General features: G+C 64.2%; 14 protein-coding genes. 10 read left to right on the top strand and 4 right to left on the bottom strand.

What is annotated here, in order from left to right; all coding sequences use genetic code 11:
• The first annotated feature begins 159 nt into the window (after positions 1–159).
• The 5 genes from VSR34_RS15210 to VSR34_RS15190 all read left to right on the top strand — a co-directional run bounded on the left by VSR34_RS15210 (position 160) and on the right by VSR34_RS15190 (position 8,552).
• Positions 160–756 carry a hypothetical protein gene (locus tag VSR34_RS15210; protein ID WP_342962827.1) on the top strand — a complete coding sequence of 199 codons (597 nt, stop codon included), beginning with the start codon at positions 160–162 and terminating at the stop codon, positions 754–756.
• Positions 757–1,031: 275 nt separating this feature from the next.
• The gene (locus tag VSR34_RS15205) at positions 1,032–1,316 is read left to right on the top strand and encodes a hypothetical protein (protein WP_028213827.1); all 285 of its coding nucleotides are present in this window, start codon (positions 1,032–1,034) and stop codon (positions 1,314–1,316) included.
• A 1,496-nt stretch (positions 1,317–2,812) separates the two neighbouring features.
• On the top strand, positions 2,813–4,351 hold the full coding sequence (locus VSR34_RS15200; RefSeq protein WP_342962826.1) for a TolC family protein: 1,539 nt from the start codon (positions 2,813–2,815) through the stop codon (positions 4,349–4,351).
• The gene (locus VSR34_RS15195) at positions 4,348–5,460 is read left to right on the top strand and encodes an efflux RND transporter periplasmic adaptor subunit (protein WP_028231524.1); all 1,113 of its coding nucleotides are present in this window, start codon (positions 4,348–4,350) and stop codon (positions 5,458–5,460) included. Before VSR34_RS15200 ends, VSR34_RS15195 begins: the two co-directional genes overlap by 4 nt.
• Complete coding sequence (locus VSR34_RS15190; RefSeq protein WP_342962825.1) at positions 5,457–8,552, top strand: efflux RND transporter permease subunit; 3,096 nt, start codon at positions 5,457–5,459, stop codon at positions 8,550–8,552. The genes VSR34_RS15195 and VSR34_RS15190 overlap by 4 nt, the downstream gene beginning before the upstream one ends.
• A 54-nt stretch (positions 8,553–8,606) precedes the next feature.
• Here VSR34_RS15190 and VSR34_RS15185 read toward each other — a convergent pair whose 3' ends face one another.
• From VSR34_RS15185 to budA, 3 genes are all read right to left on the bottom strand, one after another.
• Entirely contained in the window at positions 8,607–9,182 is a 576-nt protein-coding gene (locus VSR34_RS15185; RefSeq protein WP_342962824.1) for an NAD(P)-binding domain-containing protein, read from the bottom strand.
• A gap of 98 nt (positions 9,183–9,280) precedes the next feature.
• Positions 9,281–10,966 carry an acetolactate synthase AlsS gene (alsS, locus tag VSR34_RS15180; RefSeq protein WP_342962823.1) on the bottom strand — a complete coding sequence of 562 codons (1,686 nt, stop codon included), beginning with the start codon at positions 10,964–10,966 and terminating at the stop codon, positions 9,281–9,283.
• A 71-nt stretch (positions 10,967–11,037) separates the two neighbouring features.
• A complete protein-coding gene (budA, locus tag VSR34_RS15175) occupies positions 11,038–11,820 on the bottom strand; it encodes an acetolactate decarboxylase (RefSeq protein WP_342962822.1) in 783 nt (260 codons plus the stop codon).
• A 96-nt stretch (positions 11,821–11,916) separates the two neighbouring features.
• On the opposite strand from budA, the gene VSR34_RS15170 reads away from it, so the two are divergent.
• On the top strand, positions 11,917–12,837 hold the full coding sequence (locus VSR34_RS15170) for a LysR family transcriptional regulator (RefSeq protein WP_342962821.1): 921 nt from the start codon (positions 11,917–11,919) through the stop codon (positions 12,835–12,837).
• 34 nt (positions 12,838–12,871) lie between these two features.
• Here VSR34_RS15170 and VSR34_RS15165 read toward each other — a convergent pair whose 3' ends face one another.
• Positions 12,872–13,834, bottom strand: coding sequence for a LysR family transcriptional regulator (locus tag VSR34_RS15165; protein ID WP_342962820.1), 963 nt, complete (start codon positions 13,832–13,834; stop codon positions 12,872–12,874).
• Positions 13,835–14,251: 417 nt separating this feature from the next.
• Here VSR34_RS15165 and VSR34_RS15160 point away from each other — a divergent pair, with 417 nt between their 5' ends.
• The 4 genes from VSR34_RS15160 to VSR34_RS15145 all read left to right on the top strand — a co-directional run bounded on the left by VSR34_RS15160 (position 14,252) and on the right by VSR34_RS15145 (position 19,794).
• Positions 14,252–16,369 carry an FUSC family protein gene (locus VSR34_RS15160; protein ID WP_342962819.1) on the top strand — a complete coding sequence of 706 codons (2,118 nt, stop codon included), beginning with the start codon at positions 14,252–14,254 and terminating at the stop codon, positions 16,367–16,369.
• A gap of 133 nt (positions 16,370–16,502) precedes the next feature.
• A complete protein-coding gene (locus VSR34_RS15155) occupies positions 16,503–16,730 on the top strand; it encodes a hypothetical protein (protein ID WP_342962818.1) in 228 nt (75 codons plus the stop codon).
• A 215-nt stretch (positions 16,731–16,945) separates the two neighbouring features.
• On the top strand, positions 16,946–17,314 hold the full coding sequence (locus tag VSR34_RS15150) for a response regulator (protein ID WP_342962817.1): 369 nt from the start codon (positions 16,946–16,948) through the stop codon (positions 17,312–17,314).
• Positions 17,311–19,794, top strand: a complete 2,484-nt coding sequence (locus VSR34_RS15145; RefSeq protein ID WP_342962816.1) for an ATP-binding protein — start codon at positions 17,311–17,313, stop codon at positions 19,792–19,794. Before VSR34_RS15150 ends, VSR34_RS15145 begins: the two co-directional genes overlap by 4 nt.
• The last annotated feature ends 25 nt before the right edge of the window (positions 19,795–19,819 follow it).

Here is a 19,819-nt window from a genome sequence, read left to right as displayed (position 1 = left end):
ACTCGACTGAACGCACTGACGTTTGCGTGACGTGTGCAGGCTTCGGACGGGCTGGTAAGGCGGCAGGCCGGTTCACTGAGGTCCGAAAGGGCATGTGCGCGTGAGATAGACGGCAGCAGGATAGAAAGAGTATTCACTTTTCTATTTCATGGGTGCGCTATGGATGCCTCAGTATTTGAAGCGAATACCTCACATATTCAGCGTGTCCTCGCGGAGCGTTATGCTCCATTCCCGCCGCCAACAGAAGCCACACGTGAGTATGCCGAGGCTGTGTACACATTTCTGGAAGAGATAGGAGCACGCGCATCCGGCGTCATTGTAGTCGCTGTAGTGCCGGCAGGAAGACGTGGAGTTCGCGTGCTCGTCTCGCTTTCAGCAGCCCTCTTGAGGAATGCCAACGCATTGATCGGCGGCCCTGGTAACGGTGGATACAACGGTATCCGCGCATCAATGGAAGCCGATATCAAAAAGAAATTTAAAGGGGTTGCTGGTCTGACTCTGAGTACCAGATTACTAGAGGGCATGGAGCTCGTATGTAAAGCCAGTTGTGCAGAACCGAAGATCATCGCCTCGGCTGTTTTGAAAGCTGAGTATATGACCAGCTTTTGTATTATCGGATTTGGGCAGGGGCTCTCAAGTTACGAAACTATCGGTGACTCGAGTGGCACCTTGTACCTCGAACCATGCCAGGAGTGTAAGAATTTTGGTCGTCTCTTTGCGCGGCACCTCACCGAGCCACGAAATGGAGATCTCTGAATCGCCCTGATGTGCATCCGACGAATCCCGACGTGGTGGGCTTTGGCTGGAAACATGCAATGGTTTCCAGGAATAAGGGAGACAGCTGGCGTTTATTGGGAGGCGACTGGGTCAATCCGGATCACTGGGAATACGCCTCAATGCACATGCACGATGACGTTCATTGTCTCTACTTCGAGCCGGAGTTCACCAACCGACGCCTCTAAATTCTGAGCGATGGCGGCGTCATACAAACACAGAACTGGGACGGCGAATCCACAGACTTCAAGAGTGCCATGAACCGGAATCTCGCCAACCGCCAGTTCTACTCCACTGATGTTAGACGTGGCTTCTGGGGCACGATGGGAACAGCCGAATTTGCTCCGGTCGTCGGGGGCGGTCTGCAGGACAACGGCAATGTCTGGTGCGAACTAGCAGGCAGCTTTAACGAATGGAAGAAGGCCGAAGAAGGCGATGGCGGTTGGGTCGCATTCATCAAGCATGCCGGTGGGCAATTGCTCGCCAATAGCGAGGGTGCTGCGGTCGCCAAATTGGAATGGAAGAACCTGGTAAGACCGTGAGACAGATTGCCGTCGTTATCAGCCGTTGTGCTCCAGCAACGGTCTAACAGCCTGATGTCCATTAATTTTGCTAGCGCGTTCAAGGTGTTCTTTGATTCCGCTAGCACGGCTATTGAGCGATGTGAAAGATTAGCGGGCGCAGGGCGGGGCGAGCGGTATATCAACAGTGGTGCGTGCGATCGAGTGATACCTCTCTCGGCTATGCCTCGCGGAGGAAACGTGGCGTACTGTGGGGGTACTTGCATGTTACCCGGTGGATTTCGACGATCCGCATATCATGACCGGGACCGCGCTCGACGCAGCGTACTTCCATGCGTGCCAGAAAGTGAATGCGCGTCGAGCCGCGAAAGGCGTGCTAGCCAAATTGATGGCCCTCCATTAGCGTTCCTATGAACACGGCTAGCAGAATTAACGAAATCCAACACCGGTAGCCCACGTCGCCGAATAACCTGGGCGGTGCGGCCGTTATAGCTGCTGCTGAGCTGGTTCTTGAATCCGGTGAACCTCGGGGTGCGAGTCGCATCGATCGAATGCCACGTGAACGCGGTGCCGAGCCGAATGCCCAGCGCGCCGGACTAATCGCACAGGAATAGCGCGCGCAGTACCCTACCATGGTGGTCTGCCGCCCGGTGCACAGGATCTCGCTCAGCCTACCCCGAATATCTGCCCAGCTTGCCAGCCGATCATTGGCGGCGCATTCGCGGCGAACAGGAACTCATCGCGACTTAGGAGCCGCAGCGGTCCATCGCGACGCTTCCAGCTTTGCTGAATACAGCTGCAGACCGAAAGGGGCTGCTGACACTGCTAGACAGACTCCTTGCCGACGAACGCGTGCAAAAAGCAACTCCGAGCGCGCAGCAATGGGAGGCGTTGCAGCGCGTTCGCGCGGTGCTTGGCGCGCCGCGCGCGGTACGGCCTGTCGCTGCGCTGGAACATACACCGTCGTAAGAACGCGCGAGTGTTTGTAAGAGTATCAGACGCTCGCGCCGATGCGCACGGCCGTCCCCATACATGCGTGAGTAACTGGCTGCAAAGGAAATGTCATGGTTGAGCGCTTGCTGGGGTAATGTGCGGGACACCGTATCTGAGGGGGAAATCGACGAGTTTTTGCAGAGGTACGGATTCCCACCTTTCAATTCGATCGAGCGAGTGCCTGGAAGAACCACGCGATCGGCGCGCAGAGCCGGAGAGGGAAGACTGAGCCGCAGTGGTCGATCAGCGATATGCGTCTTCCCCAAGCGAGGGGCCGCGGCATGGCCTACGCGCTGCCCAAGCTTCACGGTGTCAATCTCATGATCTGGGTCAAGCTTTTGGCCTGGAGGGCGAGTAGCGTGATTCCAGGCTGACAGGTAACCGCGGCGGCAGTGCCGGCCGCAATCGTCTGCGTATAAAACTGGTGGGGTGGAACGGCTGGCGTGGGTCGGCGCCGCGAACCCGAAGTCGCGCCGGCCTTCCATTACGCCAGTCGTAGACCAACGCTGCTGGACCCCCGCACCATGCTGCCCATATCGACCATTTTTCGCACAACGAGGCGCCCATCGCGGCCCGCTGGAGTGGCGGGTCGCGGCAGGGCGGTAGCGTTCGCGGTGTCGCTCGCGGTCGTTCTGGCCGGTTGCGCAACACCGGTGATGCAACCCGCGGTCGAGGTGCCCGACAGGTTCGCGGCCACCTCAGCATCGACGGAGGAGCCCGAGGCCGCCTGGTGGGATAGCTATGGCGATCCGGTGCTGTCCGATCTGGTCCGTCGAGCGGCGCACGAAAACCGGGACATCCGCATCGCGGCGGAACGCGTGCGCGCCGCGCGAGCCGGAGAAACGATCAGCCGGTCGTGGCTCTGGCCGACCGTGATCGTTGGCGCCAACGGCTTCAATCACACGACGACCTACGATACCGCCCTGAAGAACTTCGTGCCCGAAGCGGCGAATACGCGGGCGGGGCAGGTCGGTATCGCCGCCTCGTGGGAAGTCGACCTGTTCGGCCGCCTGCGGGCAGGTGCGAAGGCGGCTGCAGCCGATGCTGCCGCAGTCGAGAATACCGCGCGCGGCGTGCGCCTTCTCGTGATGACCGATGTTGCGACGAACTACTTTACGCTCGTCGGGGCGTTGCGCCAGCTGGAGACCGTGCGCGCGATCTCGGCTGCGCAGGACGAGACGCTGCGCCTCGTGATCGCCCGTGAACGCGCCGGGCTCGCGACGCCGTTCGATGTCGAGCGCGTGCAGACGGAATCATCCAAAACGCACGCGTCGATACCGCCGCTCGAGACGCTTGCTGCGATCTCGCGCCATCGCATTGCGGTGCTCGTGGGAGACCAGGCTTTCAACGCCGAGAGCATCGCGCCATCGGGCGTCGAAGCCATCGTTCCGCCCGCGCATCCGGGGCAACCGGCCGCCCTACTGCAGCGCAGACCGGACCTGCTCGTCGCCAGCGCGCAGCTCGATGCTGCCAACGCGCGCAGGCAACAGGCGATGGCGGAATGGTTTCCGCGGCTCATTCTCGGCGCAGTGTTCGGCCGTGAGTCGATCGACCTCAACGGCGTTGCGCTCGGTCCTGCGCGCTTCAGCAACGTAGCGGGCCTCATCGCCATGCCGATCTTCAATGCGGGGCGGACGCGCGCGATCAACGACATCGCCGAAAGCGGTCAGAAGGAAGCGGTGCTGCACTATGAGGACGCGATCGTGCGAGCGCTCGAAGACGTCGAGAACGCGCTGGTCGCGCTCGACGACGAGCGTCAGCGGGCGCAACTGCTGAACGACGCCGCGTCGAGTGCGGAAGCGGCGCTGGGCCGCGCGCAATCGCTCTACAACCGCGGCCAGATCGATCTGCTGCCGCTGCTCGATGCTCAGCGGACGCGGTTGGCCGTCCGTGCGATCGACAACGACAGCCGCACGCAATTGCTGCTCGCCAGCGTCCAGCTCTACAAGGCGCTCGGTGGCGGCTGGGAGGTGTTCGAGCCCGCGGCCGCACCAGACGGCACGCCGGGTTCCGGCAAGTCATCCAATTCCTCAGGTGTGGACCGAGACAAGGAACCATCGTGAAAAACTCTCTACGCACGCTGTTCGCGGTGTTGCCGAGTGCTGCGATGCTGGTCGCATGCGGATCGAAGCCCGCCCCCGAGGCGCTTCGCGCGGTCCGCACTGTCGAGATCCGCTATGACGATAGCGCCGTGACGGACCGGTACGTCGGCACCGTGCAGTCGCGCCATGAAGTCAACGAGGCGTTCCGTGTTGGCGGCAAGGTCGTCAAGCGCAAGGTCGACGTCGGGCAGAAGGTTCGCGAAGGCGATGTACTGGCGGTGCTCGACGACACCGACTATCAGCTTGCCGAGGAAGCGGCGCGACAGCAGCTCACCGCGGCCGTGTCACAGGCGAGGTTCGCCGAGTCCGATCGGCAGCGGCTCACCTCGCTCAAGACCGACGGCTCCGTAAGCGTCTCCGACGACGAGAAGGCACAGACCGGCGCGCAGACAACTTCGGCGACGGCAGAGGCCGAGCGCAAGAAGCTCGAACTCGCACGCAACCGGCTGAAATACACGGTGCTGCGCGCGTCGCAGAGTGGCGTCGTCACGGCCGTGCGGTTCGAGGTGGGCGAGGTTGTCGCCGAAGGACAGCCGATGGTATCGATCGCGAACGAGGGCGAGCCCGAAATCGTCGCCGATCTTCCGGAAGATCGTCTTGCAACGTTCAGCGCGGCGCGATACAAGGCGTGGCTCGCCAGCGCGCCGGAGCAAAGCTTCGAGGTCCAGTTGCGCGAGCTCTCGCCGCAGGCGGCGGCGCAAACCCGGACCTACCGCGCCCGCCTGAAGCCCGCGGTACCGAGGCCGCTGCCGCTCGGCGCGACCGCTACGCTGCTGGTCGAACGTCCGGCCGGCGAAGCGCCGGCGGCCGTGATTCCCGCCTCGGCACTCACGCAGAACAAGGGGCAGCCCGCCGTCTGGGTGGTTCGTCGCGAGGGTTCCCGGTCGGTGGGTACGGTCGACCTCGTCCGCGTTTCGGTGCACGGCTATCGCAATGACGACGTGCTCGTTTCCGGTCCGCCTGCTGGCGAACTCGTCGTGACCGCGGGAGTACAGAAGATGGCCCCGGGCCTGAAGGTCGCGCTTGCAGGCGCACCGGGTGTTCCGCAAACCGGGCAAGCTGTGCAATGAAGCCGTTCAATCTCACCGAATGGGCGCTGAACCACCGCGCCATCGTGCTGTTCCTGATCCTCGTGATCGGCATTGGCGGTACGCTCAGCTTCGCCAGGCTCGGCCAGCTCGAGGACCCGAACTTCTCGGTGCCGTCGATGACGGCGCTCGTGATCTGGCCCGGCGCCACCGCGCAACAGATCCAGGACGAGCTGCTCAACCGCATGGAGAAGAAGTTCGAGCAGCTCGATCATTTCGAGAAGGTCGTGACCTATGCGCGCCAGGGCTATGGCGGCATGACGATCACCGTGAAGGGCGGCACGTCCCATGAGGACCAGCGCGAGGCCTGGTACCAGGCGCGCAAGAAGTTCACCGACATCAAGCTCGAGCTTCCTGATGGTGTAATCGGCCCGATCTTCAACGACGAATACGGCGACGTGACCGGGTTGCTCTATGCCGTCAAAGGAGACGGCGTCAGTCAGTGGGAGCTGTCCGACGTATCGGAAACCATCAAGCGGCAGCTGCTCAAGGTGCCGATGGTGAAAAAGATCGACATCTATGGCAAGCAGGCCAAGAAGGTCTACGTCGAATTCTCGAACGAGCGGCTCGCCGCGCTCGGGATTACGCCGCTGCAGATCGCTGAAAGCCTCAGAAGCCAAAACAGCGTATTGGCCAGCGGCCAGGTCGACACGCACGGCGACCGCGTGCTCGTGCGCGTGAGCGGCCAGTTCCACAGCCTCGACGATATCCGCAACGTTCCGATCGCTGCCGGCGGGCGACTGCTCAAGCTCGGCGACTTCACGACGATCACACGCGGATACGAAGATCCGCCGATCTATACGGTACGCCATAACGGGCAGCAGGTGCTGATGCTCGGCATCACGATGACCGACGACGGCAACATTGTCGACCTGGGCAAGGCGATCGAGCAGGCAGTCGCAAAAGTGCAGCTCGAGCTGCCCTACGGCGTTGAACTCGAGCGGGTGGCCGATCAGCCGACCGTCGTCAGCGAATCGATCTGGGAGTTCGAGCGCTCGCTGCTGGAAGCGCTGACCATCGTGCTCGCGGTCTGTCTCATCAGTCTCGGGTGGCGCACGGGAATCGTGGTCGGTATTTCCGTGCCGATCGTGCTCGGTGTCGTCGCCCTGGTCATGCGTGCGATGGGCTGGAATCTCGAGCGCGTCTCGCTCGGATCCCTCATCATTGCCCTCGGTCTGCTGGTCGATGACGGCATCATCGCGGTCGAGATGATGGTCGTGAAAATGGAGGAAGGTTGGGACCGCGTGAAGGCGGCCGCCTATTCATACACGGCGACTGCCATGCCGCGGCTGACCGGCGCGCTCATTACGGCTGCCGCCTTCATGCCGATCGGTTTTTCCCAGTCGACCACCGGCGAATACGCGGGCGGCATTTTCTGGATCGTCGGCACGGCAGTGCTGTTCTCGTGGGTCGTCTCGGGGATCATCACGCCGTATCTGGCCGTCAACCTGCTGCCGAAGGACATCGGAAAGCAGCAACATGGCAGCGATCCATACGACACGCCTTTCTATCGCAAGCTGCGAACGTGGATCGACCTGGCGCTCGTGCGACGCTGGTGGGTCATCGGGGCGACGTTGATCGCGCTCGCCGCCGCGGTTGTCGCGAGCCGGCTCGTACCCCAGCAGTTCTTCCCGAGCAGCGCGCGACCGGAGCTGGTCGTCGAGCTGCGACTGAAAGAAGGGGCGTCGTTCGCCGCGACGACCGAGCAGGTGAAGAAAATGGAGGCGCTGCTCAAGAAGGACCAGGACGTGCGTTTCTTCACGGCCTACACGGGAGCGGGGCAGCCACGCTTCTATCTCGCGCTCAATCCCGAACTGCCGAACCCGGGCTACGCCGTCTTCGTGGTGATGACGAAAGACACGAAGGCCCGTGAGCGCGTGCGCTCGCGCCTGATGCAAACCGTCAACGAGCAATTCCCTCAAGCCTGGGTTCGAGTCACCCGCCTCGAACTTGGTCCGCCAGTTGGGTTCCCGGTCCAGTTCCGGGTCGTCGGCTCGGACACACAGAAGGTCCGCGAAATCGCCCGCGAAGTCGAAAGAGTGGTCGCGTCGAGCCCCAAAGTGCGTGACGTGCAGCTCGACTGGAACGACCCGGTTCGTACGTTGAAGATCGACCTCGACCAGGACAAGGCGCGCGCGCTAGGGCTGGCTCCAGCCGACGTCACCTTCGTGACCCAGACATTCACGAACGGCGCACCGCTGTCCCACTTGCGCGAGGGGGAGGACCTGATTGAAATAGTCGCTCGCGCGGTGCCTTCCGAGCGGCTCGATCTAGGCGTGCTGAAGGACGTGAACCTCTATACCCGCGAGGGAACGGTGGTGCCGCTGTCGCAGGTCGCACGCGTGCGCTATGAACTTGAAGAGCCGGTGCTCTGGCGCCGCAACCGCGACATGGCGATCACCGTGCGGGCAGACGTCAAGGATGGTGAGCAGGGCGTGTCCGTGACCCAGGAAATCCGGCCGCTCCTGAAGGACATCGAGGCGCAGCTGCCCTTCGGTTACCGCATCGACGTGGGCGGCGCGGTCGAGGAAAGCGACAAGGCCAATCGCGCGCTGATGGCGGTCTTTCCCGTCATGCTGGTCACCATCCTGACGATCCTCATGCTGCAGCTGCAGAGCTTCTCGCGCATGACGATGGTGTTCCTCACGGCCCCGCTGGGGCTCATCGGCGTGGTCGCGGCGCTGCTCATCTTCCAGGCGCCGCTCGGGTTCGTCGCCATTCTCGGCATCACCGCGCTGTGCGGGATGATCATGCGAAACTCAGTGATTCTGGTGGACCAGGTGCAGGCGGAAATCGCGCAAGGGCGGGATACCTGGACGGCGGTCGTCGATGCCGCCGTGCATCGCACGCGTCCGGTGGCGCTGACCGCCGCGGCCACGGTGCTCGCCATGATTCCGCTGACGCGAAGCATATTTTGGGCGCCTATGGCGATCGCAATCATGGGCGGCCTTACCATTGCGACCTTGCTGACCATTTTCTTCATGCCGGCTCTGTACGCGGCGTGGTTCAACGTTCAACGCAAGACCGAATCGCAAGCGGTAGAGTCGTCGCCTTCCGACCCTTCTGAACGGTGAGCGCGCGACTGGAAGACGCGATGCCCAAGCGAAGCTGCCGATCAGGCGGGACCCTCAGTGATCGATGACGACCTGAATGCGGTTGGCCTCTTCGGCGTGCTCGCCAATGACGACGACGTGCCTGCCGAGGCATTCGAGCAGCGACATACAGCGGTCGAGCGTCTCGCGCTCGGCGGCGGCAAGCACGAGAAGGCCGCGCGAAGCCGCGAGCCGCGGATTGCCGAGCACGGGTGCCGACACATATTGCTGACCAAGCGCGTGATGCAGATCGGCGAGCTCACGCGCCGTTTCCTCACCGATCGTGCTCATCGACACATGCACCGCGTAGGTCGGCAGCACGTTCGAGATCTCGAGCGCAACGTCGAGCACGGCGCCGTCGCCAGCCAGCATCGTGATGACGAATTCGCAGTCGGCAAGGTCTCGCCAGTCGTTCGTCGCAATGGTGTTGCCCCGCGTGGCGCCTTCGGCCTTGCTCGGGTCGGGGTGGAGCAGTACGGTTGAGTATCCCGCGCAATTCAGGTTTGCGGCAATGGCCGCCCCCATGCTTCCAGACCCGATCACCGCGACACGCGTCTTAGCCGCCGTCGCCACTGCGGCAGGGCCGTGCGATGTGGCATATGGTGTACTCATGCTTCTCATTGCGCTCACGGCGCTGCTTCAACTTGAATAATCCCGCAACGGCCGGCGCGCTCTCGCAGGCCGGCCGTCGTCACGTTAGCGCTCAGATCTCAGATCAGGTAATCCGTGCGCAGCGGCTCCATGAGCTTCGGGTTGTCGGAGTAGTCCACGGGGATCGCGACCACGGCGGGACCTTCCACCTGCATGGCGGCGCGCAGCGTCGCGCGCAGCGAGTCGGCCGATTCGACCGCGAAGCCCCTGGCACCGAACGATTCGGCATAGGCCTTGAAGTCGATCGGGCCGAACTCCACGCCGGAGCGGCGCTGGTACTTTTTCACTTCCTGGATCTCGACCATGTTGTACATGTTGTCGACCCAGATGACGTGGACGATGTTGCTCTTCAGGCGCACGGCCGTTTCGAGCTCCATGCTCGACTGCATGAAGCTGCCGTCGCCGGACACTGAAATCACCTTCTGGCCGGGGCGCACGAGCGACGCGGCAATGGCCCACGGCAGGGCGACGCCCATCGTCTGCTGGCCGTTCGAGATGAGAAGCTGGCGGGCACGGAAGCTATACAGGTAACGCGCGATCCAGATATGGAAGCTGCCCATGTCGACGCACATCGTCGTGTCGGGGCCCACTATGTCCTGCAGCTCCTTGACGATGCGAAGCGGGTGCACGGGGCTGCCGCCGAGCGTGGCCGCCTTTTGGGCAAGCGCGAGACGGGCGCCGGCCAGCGTCGTCAGCACGCTTTCGAACTGGGGCGAGGTCGTGCGCGACGGGACTTCCGCGGCCAGTTGCGTCATCGTCTTCGCGATGTCGCCGATCAGCTCCACCGCGGGCCGGTAATAGCGGTCGGTATCGGCAGGCTGCACGTCCACATGGATGAGCGGGCGGCTCACGTCCTTGTTCCAGAGCGGCGGGTCGTATTCGACGGGGCTGTACCCGACCGTCACGATCACGTCGGCCTGTTCGAGCAGCACGTCGCCCGGCTGGTTGTTCCAGAGGCCCACGCGTCCCGCGAAGCGGCGGAAATTGTCGGCGTCGATGGTGCCCGCGGACTGATAGGTGCCCACCACCGGGATGTTGGTGCGGGTCACGAACTCGCGGATCGCCTCCGCGTTTTCGGGGCGGCTCGCCAGCAGACCGACCAGCAGCACGGGATTGTGCGCATTGCGGATCAGGGCGGCGGCCTCGCTGAGCGCTTCGGCCGCCGCGGCGCCAAGCGCCGGCGGCACGTATTCGGTCAGCACGTCGCCCTGCGTCGGTGCGTTGACGATGTCCATCGGCAGGCTGACGAACGACGCGCCCGGGCGGGACCCCTCTGCGGCGCGGAACGCATTGCTCATTACCTCGGAAATCGTCGTACCTGTGACCACTTCCGCTGCGTAGCGCGTGACGGGCTTGAACATCGCCACGGTGTCCATGGTTTGATGCACCTGCTTCAGGCGGTCGTCGAGCCTCACGCCGCCGCCGATGGCGACCATCGCGTCGCCTTCGGACGTGGCCGTGGCGAGGCCCGTGGCCAGGTTCGAGCAACCCGGGCCCGAGGTGACGAGCGCGACGCCCGCCTGGCCCGTCAGACGGCCGACGGCCGCCGCCATGAATGCAGCGTTCGCTTCGTGGCGGACCACGACGGTTTCAATGGTCGAGTCGACGAGCGAGTCGAACACGCGATCGATCTTCGCGCCGGGAATGCCGAACACGTGCTGGACGCCTCTCGCTTCGAGGTTGGCGACGACGAGGTCGGCGCCGCAGGTCCATGTCTTCTCTATTTGATTAGCTTTCCTGAGCATGATGCTCTCCATATGATGTGTTGAGTCTGGCTGCGCCATCTGTGCCGATGCGCGATCCTCGTGTTTGGCGCTTAGCCTTCCGCAGCTTCGATGGCCTTTGCCATGTCCTCGGAGTGCAGTGTGGCGCGTTCGAAATGCTCGGTTCGTGGCAAATCGATGCGCAATCGTGAAATTCGCGCCACTTCAACCTTTGCTTCAATCAGCCGGTAATCCAGCACGTGGCCGCCGCCTTTTCGGTCGTCGGTAATGAAGTGAACGTGGAAGCCCGCGACGTTGATGCCCTGCACGTACTCGGGGCAACGGAAACCGACGAGGGTGCCGGAGGTTTCCTCGAACGTGAAGATCGGCTGACTTTCGATCGCCTCGAGCATCGGCCGGTACGGCATGGTCTGGCGCGGCACCGTGCGCGTCTCCACGCGCGAAAACCGGCCGTCGATGCGGAACGCGCAAAAGACGTTGGGCGAACCGATCAGCTCATCGATCACGGCCTGAACCTCCTGCTTCGTGCGGGGCTCCTCCAGCGAGCCGAACATCGTGGGGCGGAAGTGGGTCACGACTGCGAACGGCGTTCTCTGGTCGTGGCTGACCGCGCGGGCGCTGCCGTCTTCGCGCAACTGGTGCACCTCGCTGTCGAATGCGACGAGCTCGCCGTCGAGTTCGTTGAAAGTGCCGAGGCCGAAATCGCCATGCTTGAGCAATTCTCCGATCGTCATGTCGCCGTCATACACGCCGTCGATGAGGGCGCTCATCAGGGAGGTCTGGTACAACTCGCTTTCCGTTTGGCCGTCGCGTACGAAACGTGTGAATGATCGCGCGATGTCGCTGACGCACGAGCAGGGATTGGAGTCGATCATGCGGTTTCCTGAAAGAGTGTTGCGATGGACTAAGTATGTTTCCGAGGCGTTGCGGCGTCTAATATTGCGAACAGTCGTTTTCGATATGAGTTCGATATGGAGTTTCGCCATCTGAAGTACTTCGTTGCCGTTGCGGAAGAGCGGCACTTCACGCGTGCAGCGGAGCGTCTAGGCATGGCGCAGCCGCCGGTCAGCCAGCAGATTCACAAGCTCGAAAGGGAAATGGGAGCGCCGCTCTTTCGGCGCCTCACGCGGGGCGTCGAACTGACGGACGCGGGATGCGTGCTTTACGAAGACGCCGTGCGCATCCTCGAACTCGTGGAGCAGGCAAAGTGCCGTGCACAGAGCGCGGCGCGAGGGCAGAGCGGGTGCATACGGGTTGGGCTAGCGAGCTCGATCGTGTTTCATCCGGTCATACCGGACGTCATGGCGTCCTTCCGAAAATCGCATCCACAGGTGTCGATTTCGCCGTCGGAGAGCAATATTTCTGCGCTGATGGAAGACCTCGCCGAAAAGCGCATCGACGTCGCCATCATTCGGCAGACCGTGCAGACAACGGAACTCGTGAAGATCGAGCCGCTGCTCGATGAGAACATGCTGATCGTTCTGCCCGTGCAGCACGCGCTGGCGGATGAGGACAGCGTGCCGCTCGATGCGCTTGCGCACGAGCGTCTGATCATGTTTCCGCGCGCCATCGCGCCGTTGCTGTACGACGACGTGATCGCCGCGTGTCAGCACTGCGGTTTCAGTCCGCAACTGGGTGAGCAATCTACGCAGGTGGCGTCGGCCGTCAGCATGGTTGCGGCGGGATTCGGCGTGACCATCGTGCCGAATTCGATTCGCGATCTCCATCACCAGGGCGTGACGTACCATGAGATCAAGGGTACGCAGCCCACGGCCCGCGTTCTGCTCGCTTACCGTTACGACGACCACTCGAAGGTAGTGCGCGATTTCGTGGATGCGGCGAAGTACGCGGGCATGCGGCACCGGGGCGGCGCTTCGTTGCTGCCCGCGTGAGGGAAAAGGCCAGGGGCGGTTTCGCGGGTTCCGTTCAGGCTGCGATGTCTGTTGATTCGGTATCCGATGCAAGTTCGATCAATGCCGCATCGTCTTTCTCGAGATGAGGGGGGAGCCACTCGCAAATGAAATTGATCCACGATCGTGTGCGCGCATCGACAAACCGGCGCGAGGGATAAAGCAGGCAGACTTCGCGCGTATCGATGGTGTACTGGGGCAGCACGCGCACGAGCGTGCCGTCGCGCAACTCGTCGAGTGCGGCGTAGGCGGGCAGCGGCGCGATACCCATGCCCTCGCAGACAGCCGTGGCAAGCGATTCGGCAATATTGATGCTGACCACGCTGTCTACCGCCAGGGTAACGGGCGCGCGGTCGGGACCTTCGAGTCTCCACGTTTGCGAAGACGATGTCGTGGTACGAAGCGTCAGGCAGTCGTGCAACTTCAGATCATCCGGCGATTGCGGCACGCCGTGCGCGGCGAGATAGGCAGGTGAGGCGCAAAGAATGCTGTGCGACCAGCCCAGGCGGTGCGACGCGACGTTGGCGTCCGGTGGTGGCGAAAACGCGACCACCGACGTATCGCAGCTGCCGTCGAAGAGATTGGCCAGCGCCTGTGACAGGCTGAGTTCCACGTGGACGCCGGGATAGCGCGCCCGGTAGGCCTGGATCGCGGGCATGATGTGCCGATGGCCGAGACTCGCGAAGCTGTGCACGCGCAGCAGTCCGCTCGGGTGGTCGGCGGCGAGGGCGGTGTCGTCTTCGGCCCGCACTACGTCGGCCAGGATCCTGCGACAACGTTCGGCGTAGGCCAGTCCTTCTCGCGTCGGGGAAATGCGGCGCGTGGATCGGTGCAGCAGGCGCGTGCGCAGATGCTCCTCCAGTTCGCTGACTGCCCGTGACGCGGTACCGAGACTCACGTCCAGCGAGGCCGCTGCAGCGGTGAAGCTGCCCGTATCGATCAGACGGACGAGGATCTGCATGTTGTGCAAGGTGTTCATGCGACGGTGTGCAATCTCAAGTTTGAAAGTGCGTGAATTCTGCGGCGCCGCAGTTTCGATGCCGTTTCAGCACCGTCGCGGCGTGTTTCAAATGAAACGAAGTTCGCCGCAGCGCGCTGCCGCCAGGCGTTCCCGCGCGATCGGTGTGAGGCATTGCACCCTCGCATTGCAACTGTAACGAAAGCGCGCGGCCGCCGAAATGGCGCTGCAATGGCGGCGGCCGATTCTCGTTGGCCAGTGCACGCCGCGCGAGAGACGGGGCGTGCGTTCGGCTCCATCCTCGTCGTGCCGACGTTGACCGGGCGCATCGAGAGTCGACGCGCGCGGCTTGCCCGGCGCAAGACGTCGCCCCTGAATGCAATCGTGACTTCCCGACCGGTCTCCGAATCCTCAGCGCCCCGCGCCCAACATGAGTTTTTGTCTTCGCGTCTGCGCCGCGCCATAGCCGACTTTGCCGCCCGCGACGGGTTGATCTGGCTGCACCTCTTCAAGACCACGTGTGCGGCGCTCATCGCACTCGGCGTGGCGATGGCGCTCGAACTGCCGGCACCGCGCGTGGCGATGGTGACGGTGTTCGTGCTCATGCAGCCCGTGAACGGCATGGTGCTCGCCAAGAGTTTCTACCGTGTGCTCGGCACGGCGGCGGGCGCGGCGGCTGCCGTGGTCTTCGGCGCGCTGTTTCCTCAGCAGCCCGAACTGTATCTGACGATGCTGACGCTGTGGACCGCCACGTGCACGGCGCTCGCCGTGCGCTTCCGGCATTTTCGCTGGTACGCGTTCGTCCTCGCCGGCTATACGGCGGTGCTCGTCGGCATACCGGTGGTCACGCATCCCGATGCGTTGTTCATCGCGTCGCTCACGCGCGCGGCGGAAGTGACCATCGGCATTCTCAGTTCGGCTGCGATCAGCGCGCTCGTCTTCCCGGTTCGCGCGAGCACCGCGCTCATGCACGGCCAGCGCCAGCGCCGCCATGCGATTCTCGAACTGTGCGCCGACGTGCTTGCCGGCCGTTGCGACGATACTGCGTTCCAGCAGCGTTTCGCGCGGCTCGCGGGCAGCATCGCGGGGTTCGAGGCCGCCCGGACGTTCGCCTCGTACGAAGACCCGAACCTGCGCTTGCGCAGCCAGCGGCTCGCCAGAGTCGACAGCGAATACGCAGCGATCTGTTCACGGCTGCACATGCTGCAGCAGCAGATCGAACGACTCGACAGCACGGGCGCGGCTGCGCTGATAGAGGGGGTGCGGCCGTCCCTGCTGCAGGCGGCGGATCTCATCGACCGGTTGCGTGAGGGCCTTTCCGACGATGCACTCGATCAGCAGTCCGTAACGGCGTTGGCGCGTCTAACCGCCTCGCTCGCACCGGCTGCATACAAAGCGGCGGCCGATCATGGGCCGATCTCTTCGGCTGTGGAGGCGCGCACTGCGCGCGAAGCGCTGCGCCGGCTTCTCCGCAACCTGCTCGACTACCTCCACGCCGGCGCCACGGGTGCAGGCCCGGGTCCTTCGCCTCACGCTGCTGCCACGCCTACGCGGACCAGCTCCTACGTGGTCGCGCTCACTTTCGTGCGCAACGCGCTGACCGTGGGCGCCGCTGGTGCGTTCTGGCTGTTCACGGCATGGCCGAGCGGCGGATTCGCCGTGATCGCGGCCGCGATCGTCGCAGGTCTGACTTCTGCCGCACCGCGCCCCGAAAAGCTCGCCTTGCAGATCGCGTTGGGCGCCGCGGCGGCCGTGGCGCTCGGCTACGTCTACATGTGTTTTGTCTACCCCGCCATCGATGGTTTTCCACTGCTCTGCGTAGCGCTCGCGCCGATCGTCGCAGGCAGCGCATTCCTCGCGAGCCGGCCGGCCGTATCGGGTTACGGCATCGGGCTGTGCGTCTTCTTCGTGGTCCTCGCCGGCCCGGACAACCTGATGGGCTACGCGCCGGACGAACTGCTCAACAACGGGCTCGCCGCGGTCGCCGCGCTCTTCATCGGCGTGATCGTGGCGATGATCGTATTTCCGTTTCAGGCGCCGTGGGTCGTGGGCCGCATCCAGCGCGATCTGCGCCGCGAAGTGGCGTTCGCATGGAGGACCCGGCTGGAAGGGGCGGATGCGCGCTTTCGCTCTCGCACCCACGATCTCTCCTCGCAGTTGCGCTTGCTGCTGACACCAGGCACGCGCCGCTACGACGAAGCCTGGCACTGGCTTCTCGCCACGCTGGAAGTGGGGCAGGCATTGCTCGATCTGCGCAGGGAACTGGTCGCGCTCGCCCCCCTGCGCGCCTCGGAGCGACCCCGCTGGCTGCGCTGGGCCGAACAGGCCGGCCGGCGGGCAGCGGATGTCTTCGATCACCCCGACGCGCGTCGCACGGCGCTGGCCGTGCGCGCAGCGAGCCGTGCACTGGACGAGGTGGCCGCCGAACTGCGAACGACCGCACCAGGGCCGCGTCAGGCCGCGCTGCAGCACCTGTCGGGCGACCTCTACATCATGCGCAGTGCGCTGCTCGACCCGGACGCGCCGTTTCACCGACATGACGCCAACCGCTGCTGACGCCCGGCGATATGTGCGACATGTGCGGCCGTGCGAAAGAATCCTTTCCGTAGTGCCTGCTTAATTAGGCTATCACGACGTCTTATAGTTTTCCCCGTTGCAGCACGTTTTGCTGCTTGTCTGGAGTCCAGTCATGAAATCCCTGAAATACCTCGTTCTCTCACTTTCCCTTTGCGCCGCCGTTGCTCACGCACAGGGCAACCAGCCTCAAGCCGACGCCGCGAGCGCCCAGGCCGCGTCGAACAACGGCGCACAGCCGGTGGCCCAGTCGGCGGGCCGCGCCGAGCTGCAAAAGCAAGGCTCGAAGAAGGACGAGTGCGTCGGTCCCGTGTCGTTCTGCAACATCTATTTCGGCAGCTGAGCGGCCTGAAGTCGCGCAGTGATACCGCATGATGGCGCGGCAGCGGGGCATTCCACCGGCGCGTCGCCATGCGCGGCCAGCCCGAGGCGGGGCAGGCGAATGTTTCGGATGTAACCTTGCAGTGTGCAGCCCGAAACCGGCGGGTAACCGCGCTCATCTAGCATCGTGTTGCCAGCCTGCGCCGGGTGCGCATGGCGGCGAGGCAAGGGGAAACTGTGAGCGCGGACGAAATTCTTGTTATCGAGGACGACCCGGTGATGCGCGACCTGATCGTCGCGACCCTGCACGATGCAGGCTTCACCTCGACGGCGTCGCTTGCGGCGGCGCTTTCGGGCATGCCAGCGCGGCTGCTGGTGGTCGACATCGGCGAGCCAAAGACGGGCGGCGCGGATAGCTTGCGCGCTATGCGCGCGCGTCATCCCGGCGCGCGGATCATTGCGATTTCGGGCCGTTTCAGGTTCAATGCCGCCACGGCGGCCTCCGTCGCGCGGCAACTGGGCGCCGACCGGGTGCTCGCGAAGCCGCTCGACTGCGACGCGCTCGTCGCCAACGTAAGACAACTCATGGGCGAACCCGTCCAGTGAAGCCTGCTGCGCGAACTCCGTTCACACCGGACCCCGGCGGACCCGCCGGTGCGTACGACGGCTGGCCAATCCAGAGCCGTTACCGCACGACGGTCGCGGGTGGGCTGTTGCTCGTCGCGCTCGTCTGCGTGGCCGCCTTCTACAACGTTCGCGAGGACCGACAAACCAGCCTTGCCGCGGGCCATCGCACGGTGGCACTCGTGGCGCGCGTGCTGGCGGACCAGATCGGCAGCACGATCGACGGGATCCCGGCGACGCTCGAGCACGAGGCCGACTTGAGGCCCGGTTCGACCGCCAGCGACGCGTTCGCGACCTTCGAGCAGGGGGCGCGCGCGCGAATTCCGCAAATTCGCTCGCTCGCAGCCGGTGGCTGCGGGTTCGAGCACGGCATCGTCGACGGGGCGCATACGGGCGGCACATGGGTTCACTCGTGCTGGCCATCGCCTGCGCACGCCGCCGCCCCGCCGCCTGCCGGCGAGGCGACATTCCCACTGCTCGTTCGCCTCGCCGCGAAGGACGGGCGGGGCGTCGTCCCGATCGTGGCCAACCTCGACTGCGCCGCGTTGCTCGCCCGGCTGGGGGGCATCGCGCGCGACGAACACCTCATCGTCTCCGTGGCAGGCAAGGAGGCCGCAAGCGGCTTTCGCTGCTCGGTGGGGGCTTCCCTTGAGCCAGAGGCGTTGAACGATCTCGAAACCGCGCGATTCGCGGTGCCGGGCTATCCGCTGACTGTCGAGGTCGGCCGTCCGCGCGCGGACATCCTGCGCGAGTGGCGCCACAACACCTGGGCGACACTCGCGCGCACGCTGACGATCTCGTCGCTGGTTCTCGCCCTGCTGTACGTGATGGTGGGCCAGGTTCGCCGCCAGGCGCTGGCCAACCGGGAACTGCGGGTCGGCGAGCAGCGTTGGCGCGCCGTGTTCGACGAGGCGCCGGTGGGCATCGTGATGCTGTTGCCCAATCAGCCCTACATGGTCGCCAATCCCGCTTTCAAGCGCATGGTGGGATATTCGCTGGACGAACTGCATCAGTTGGGCGCCTCCGACATCACGCATCCCGACGACATCGAACTCACGCGCGCAAAGATCGCGGAACTCGAACGCGGCGAGCGTTTCACCGTCAAGTTCGAAAAGCGCTACCTCCACAGGGACGGCCGGGTCATCTGGACCGAGATCACCATCTCGCGGCTCCCGGAAACGGGCGCGCTGGGCGGGATGCTGGTCGCCGTGATCGACGACGTGAGCGCGCGCCACGAGGCCGAGGCCGAACGCCTGAGGCTCGAGGCACAACTGCGCCAATCGCAGAAGCTCGAGGCGCTCGGCACGTTCGCAGGCGGCATCGCACACGATTTCAACAACATCCTCAGCGCGATTCTCGGCTACGGCGAGCGCGTGTTCCGCGCGCTCGGCGCGGATTCGCCGCTGCGGCGCGACGCCCAGCAGGTGCTCAACGCAGGCATGCGCGCGAGCCTGCTGGTCGAGCGCATTCTCGCCTTCAGCCGCAGCGGCATGACGGCGCGGCTGCCGGTCCATGTGGAGCCGGTCCTCGTCGAGACCGTGGATCTCTTCAAGGCCAGCCTGCCGCCCGAGGTGCAGGTCGCTCTCCAGCTCGATGCGCCGCAGGCCTATGTGCTCGGAGATCCTACGCATCTCCATCAGGTGGTGATGAATCTGTGCAGCAACGCGCATCACGCGCTGGAGGGGCCGGGAACGATCACCGTGTCGGCGCGGCAGGTCGCAATCGGTGAAGCCCGCGCGCTGAATTCGGGCACGCTCCAGCCCGGCGAGTACGTGTGCATCGGGGTCGCGGATACCGGAGCCGGCATCAGCCCCGAGGTCCAGGAGCGGATGTTCGATCCGTTCTTCACAACCCGCAAGACCATCGGCGGGACCGGCCTCGGCCTTTCGCTCGTGGACGGCATCGTCAAGGAGTATGGCGGCGCGATCGAAGTGCGCAGCGAACCCGGGCGCGGCACGCAGTTCAACATCTATCTGCCCTTGTGCGCGCAGCGGCCGGCCTCGCCGCCGGCGCCCACCGCCGAGGCCCGTCGCGGAAACGGCGAGACGGTCCTGCTGGTGGACGACGAACGCGCGCTGGTGGAACTCTGCGAGGATCTGCTGGCCGAGCTCGGCTACGAGCCGCTCGGCTTTTCTTCGCCGGGCGAGGCGCTGGAGGCGTTCCGCGCCGATCCGCAGCGCTTCGATCTCGTGCTGACGGACCATTCGATGCCGGAGACGACCGGCATCGAGCTGATCCGGCAGATCCGCGCGGTGCGCCCCGACTTGCCGGTCCTGCTCATGAGCGGCTACGGGACTCACGTCGTCGAGGAGGAATCGCGCGCGCTTGGCGTACGCGCGGTACTCAAGAAACCGGTGCTGCGCGCCGACCTTACCGAGGCAGTTCACGATGCCTTGGCCGTGGGTCGCCGGACTGACCGGGCAGTTGAAAAGCGGGACGCCGGTTCTGTTAAGAACGACTAATCATCGGCATTGGCTTAACGGCACT

The organism is Paraburkholderia sp. JHI2823 (assembly GCF_038900695.1).
GTDB classification, from domain to species: Bacteria; Pseudomonadota; Gammaproteobacteria; order Burkholderiales; family Burkholderiaceae; genus Paraburkholderia; species Paraburkholderia mimosarum.
This window is presented reverse-complemented; position numbering and strand designations above follow the sequence as displayed.

What these genes read in the sequence shown, in the direction of transcription:
- VSR34_RS15210 (WP_342962827.1), top strand. Translation starts at nt 160, where the DNA reads ATGGATGCCTCAGTATTTGAAGCGAATACCTCACATATTCAGCGTGTC.
- VSR34_RS15205 (WP_028213827.1), top strand. Translation starts at nt 1,032, where the DNA reads ATGAACCGGAATCTCGCCAACCGCCAGTTCTACTCCACTGATGTTAGA.
- VSR34_RS15200 (WP_342962826.1), top strand. Translation starts at nt 2,813, where the DNA reads ATGCTGCCCATATCGACCATTTTTCGCACAACGAGGCGCCCATCGCGG.
- VSR34_RS15190 (WP_342962825.1), top strand. Translation starts at nt 5,457, where the DNA reads ATGAAGCCGTTCAATCTCACCGAATGGGCGCTGAACCACCGCGCCATC.
- VSR34_RS15185 (WP_342962824.1), bottom strand. Translation starts at nt 9,182, where the DNA reads ATGAGTACACCATATGCCACATCGCACGGCCCTGCCGCAGTGGCGACG.
- alsS (WP_342962823.1), bottom strand. Translation starts at nt 10,966, where the DNA reads ATGCTCAGGAAAGCTAATCAAATAGAGAAGACATGGACCTGCGGCGCC.
- budA (WP_342962822.1), bottom strand. Translation starts at nt 11,820, where the DNA reads ATGATCGACTCCAATCCCTGCTCGTGCGTCAGCGACATCGCGCGATCA.
- VSR34_RS15170 (WP_342962821.1), top strand. Translation starts at nt 11,917, where the DNA reads ATGGAGTTTCGCCATCTGAAGTACTTCGTTGCCGTTGCGGAAGAGCGG.
- VSR34_RS15165 (WP_342962820.1), bottom strand. Translation starts at nt 13,834, where the DNA reads ATGAACACCTTGCACAACATGCAGATCCTCGTCCGTCTGATCGATACG.
- VSR34_RS15155 (WP_342962818.1), top strand. Translation starts at nt 16,503, where the DNA reads ATGAAATCCCTGAAATACCTCGTTCTCTCACTTTCCCTTTGCGCCGCC.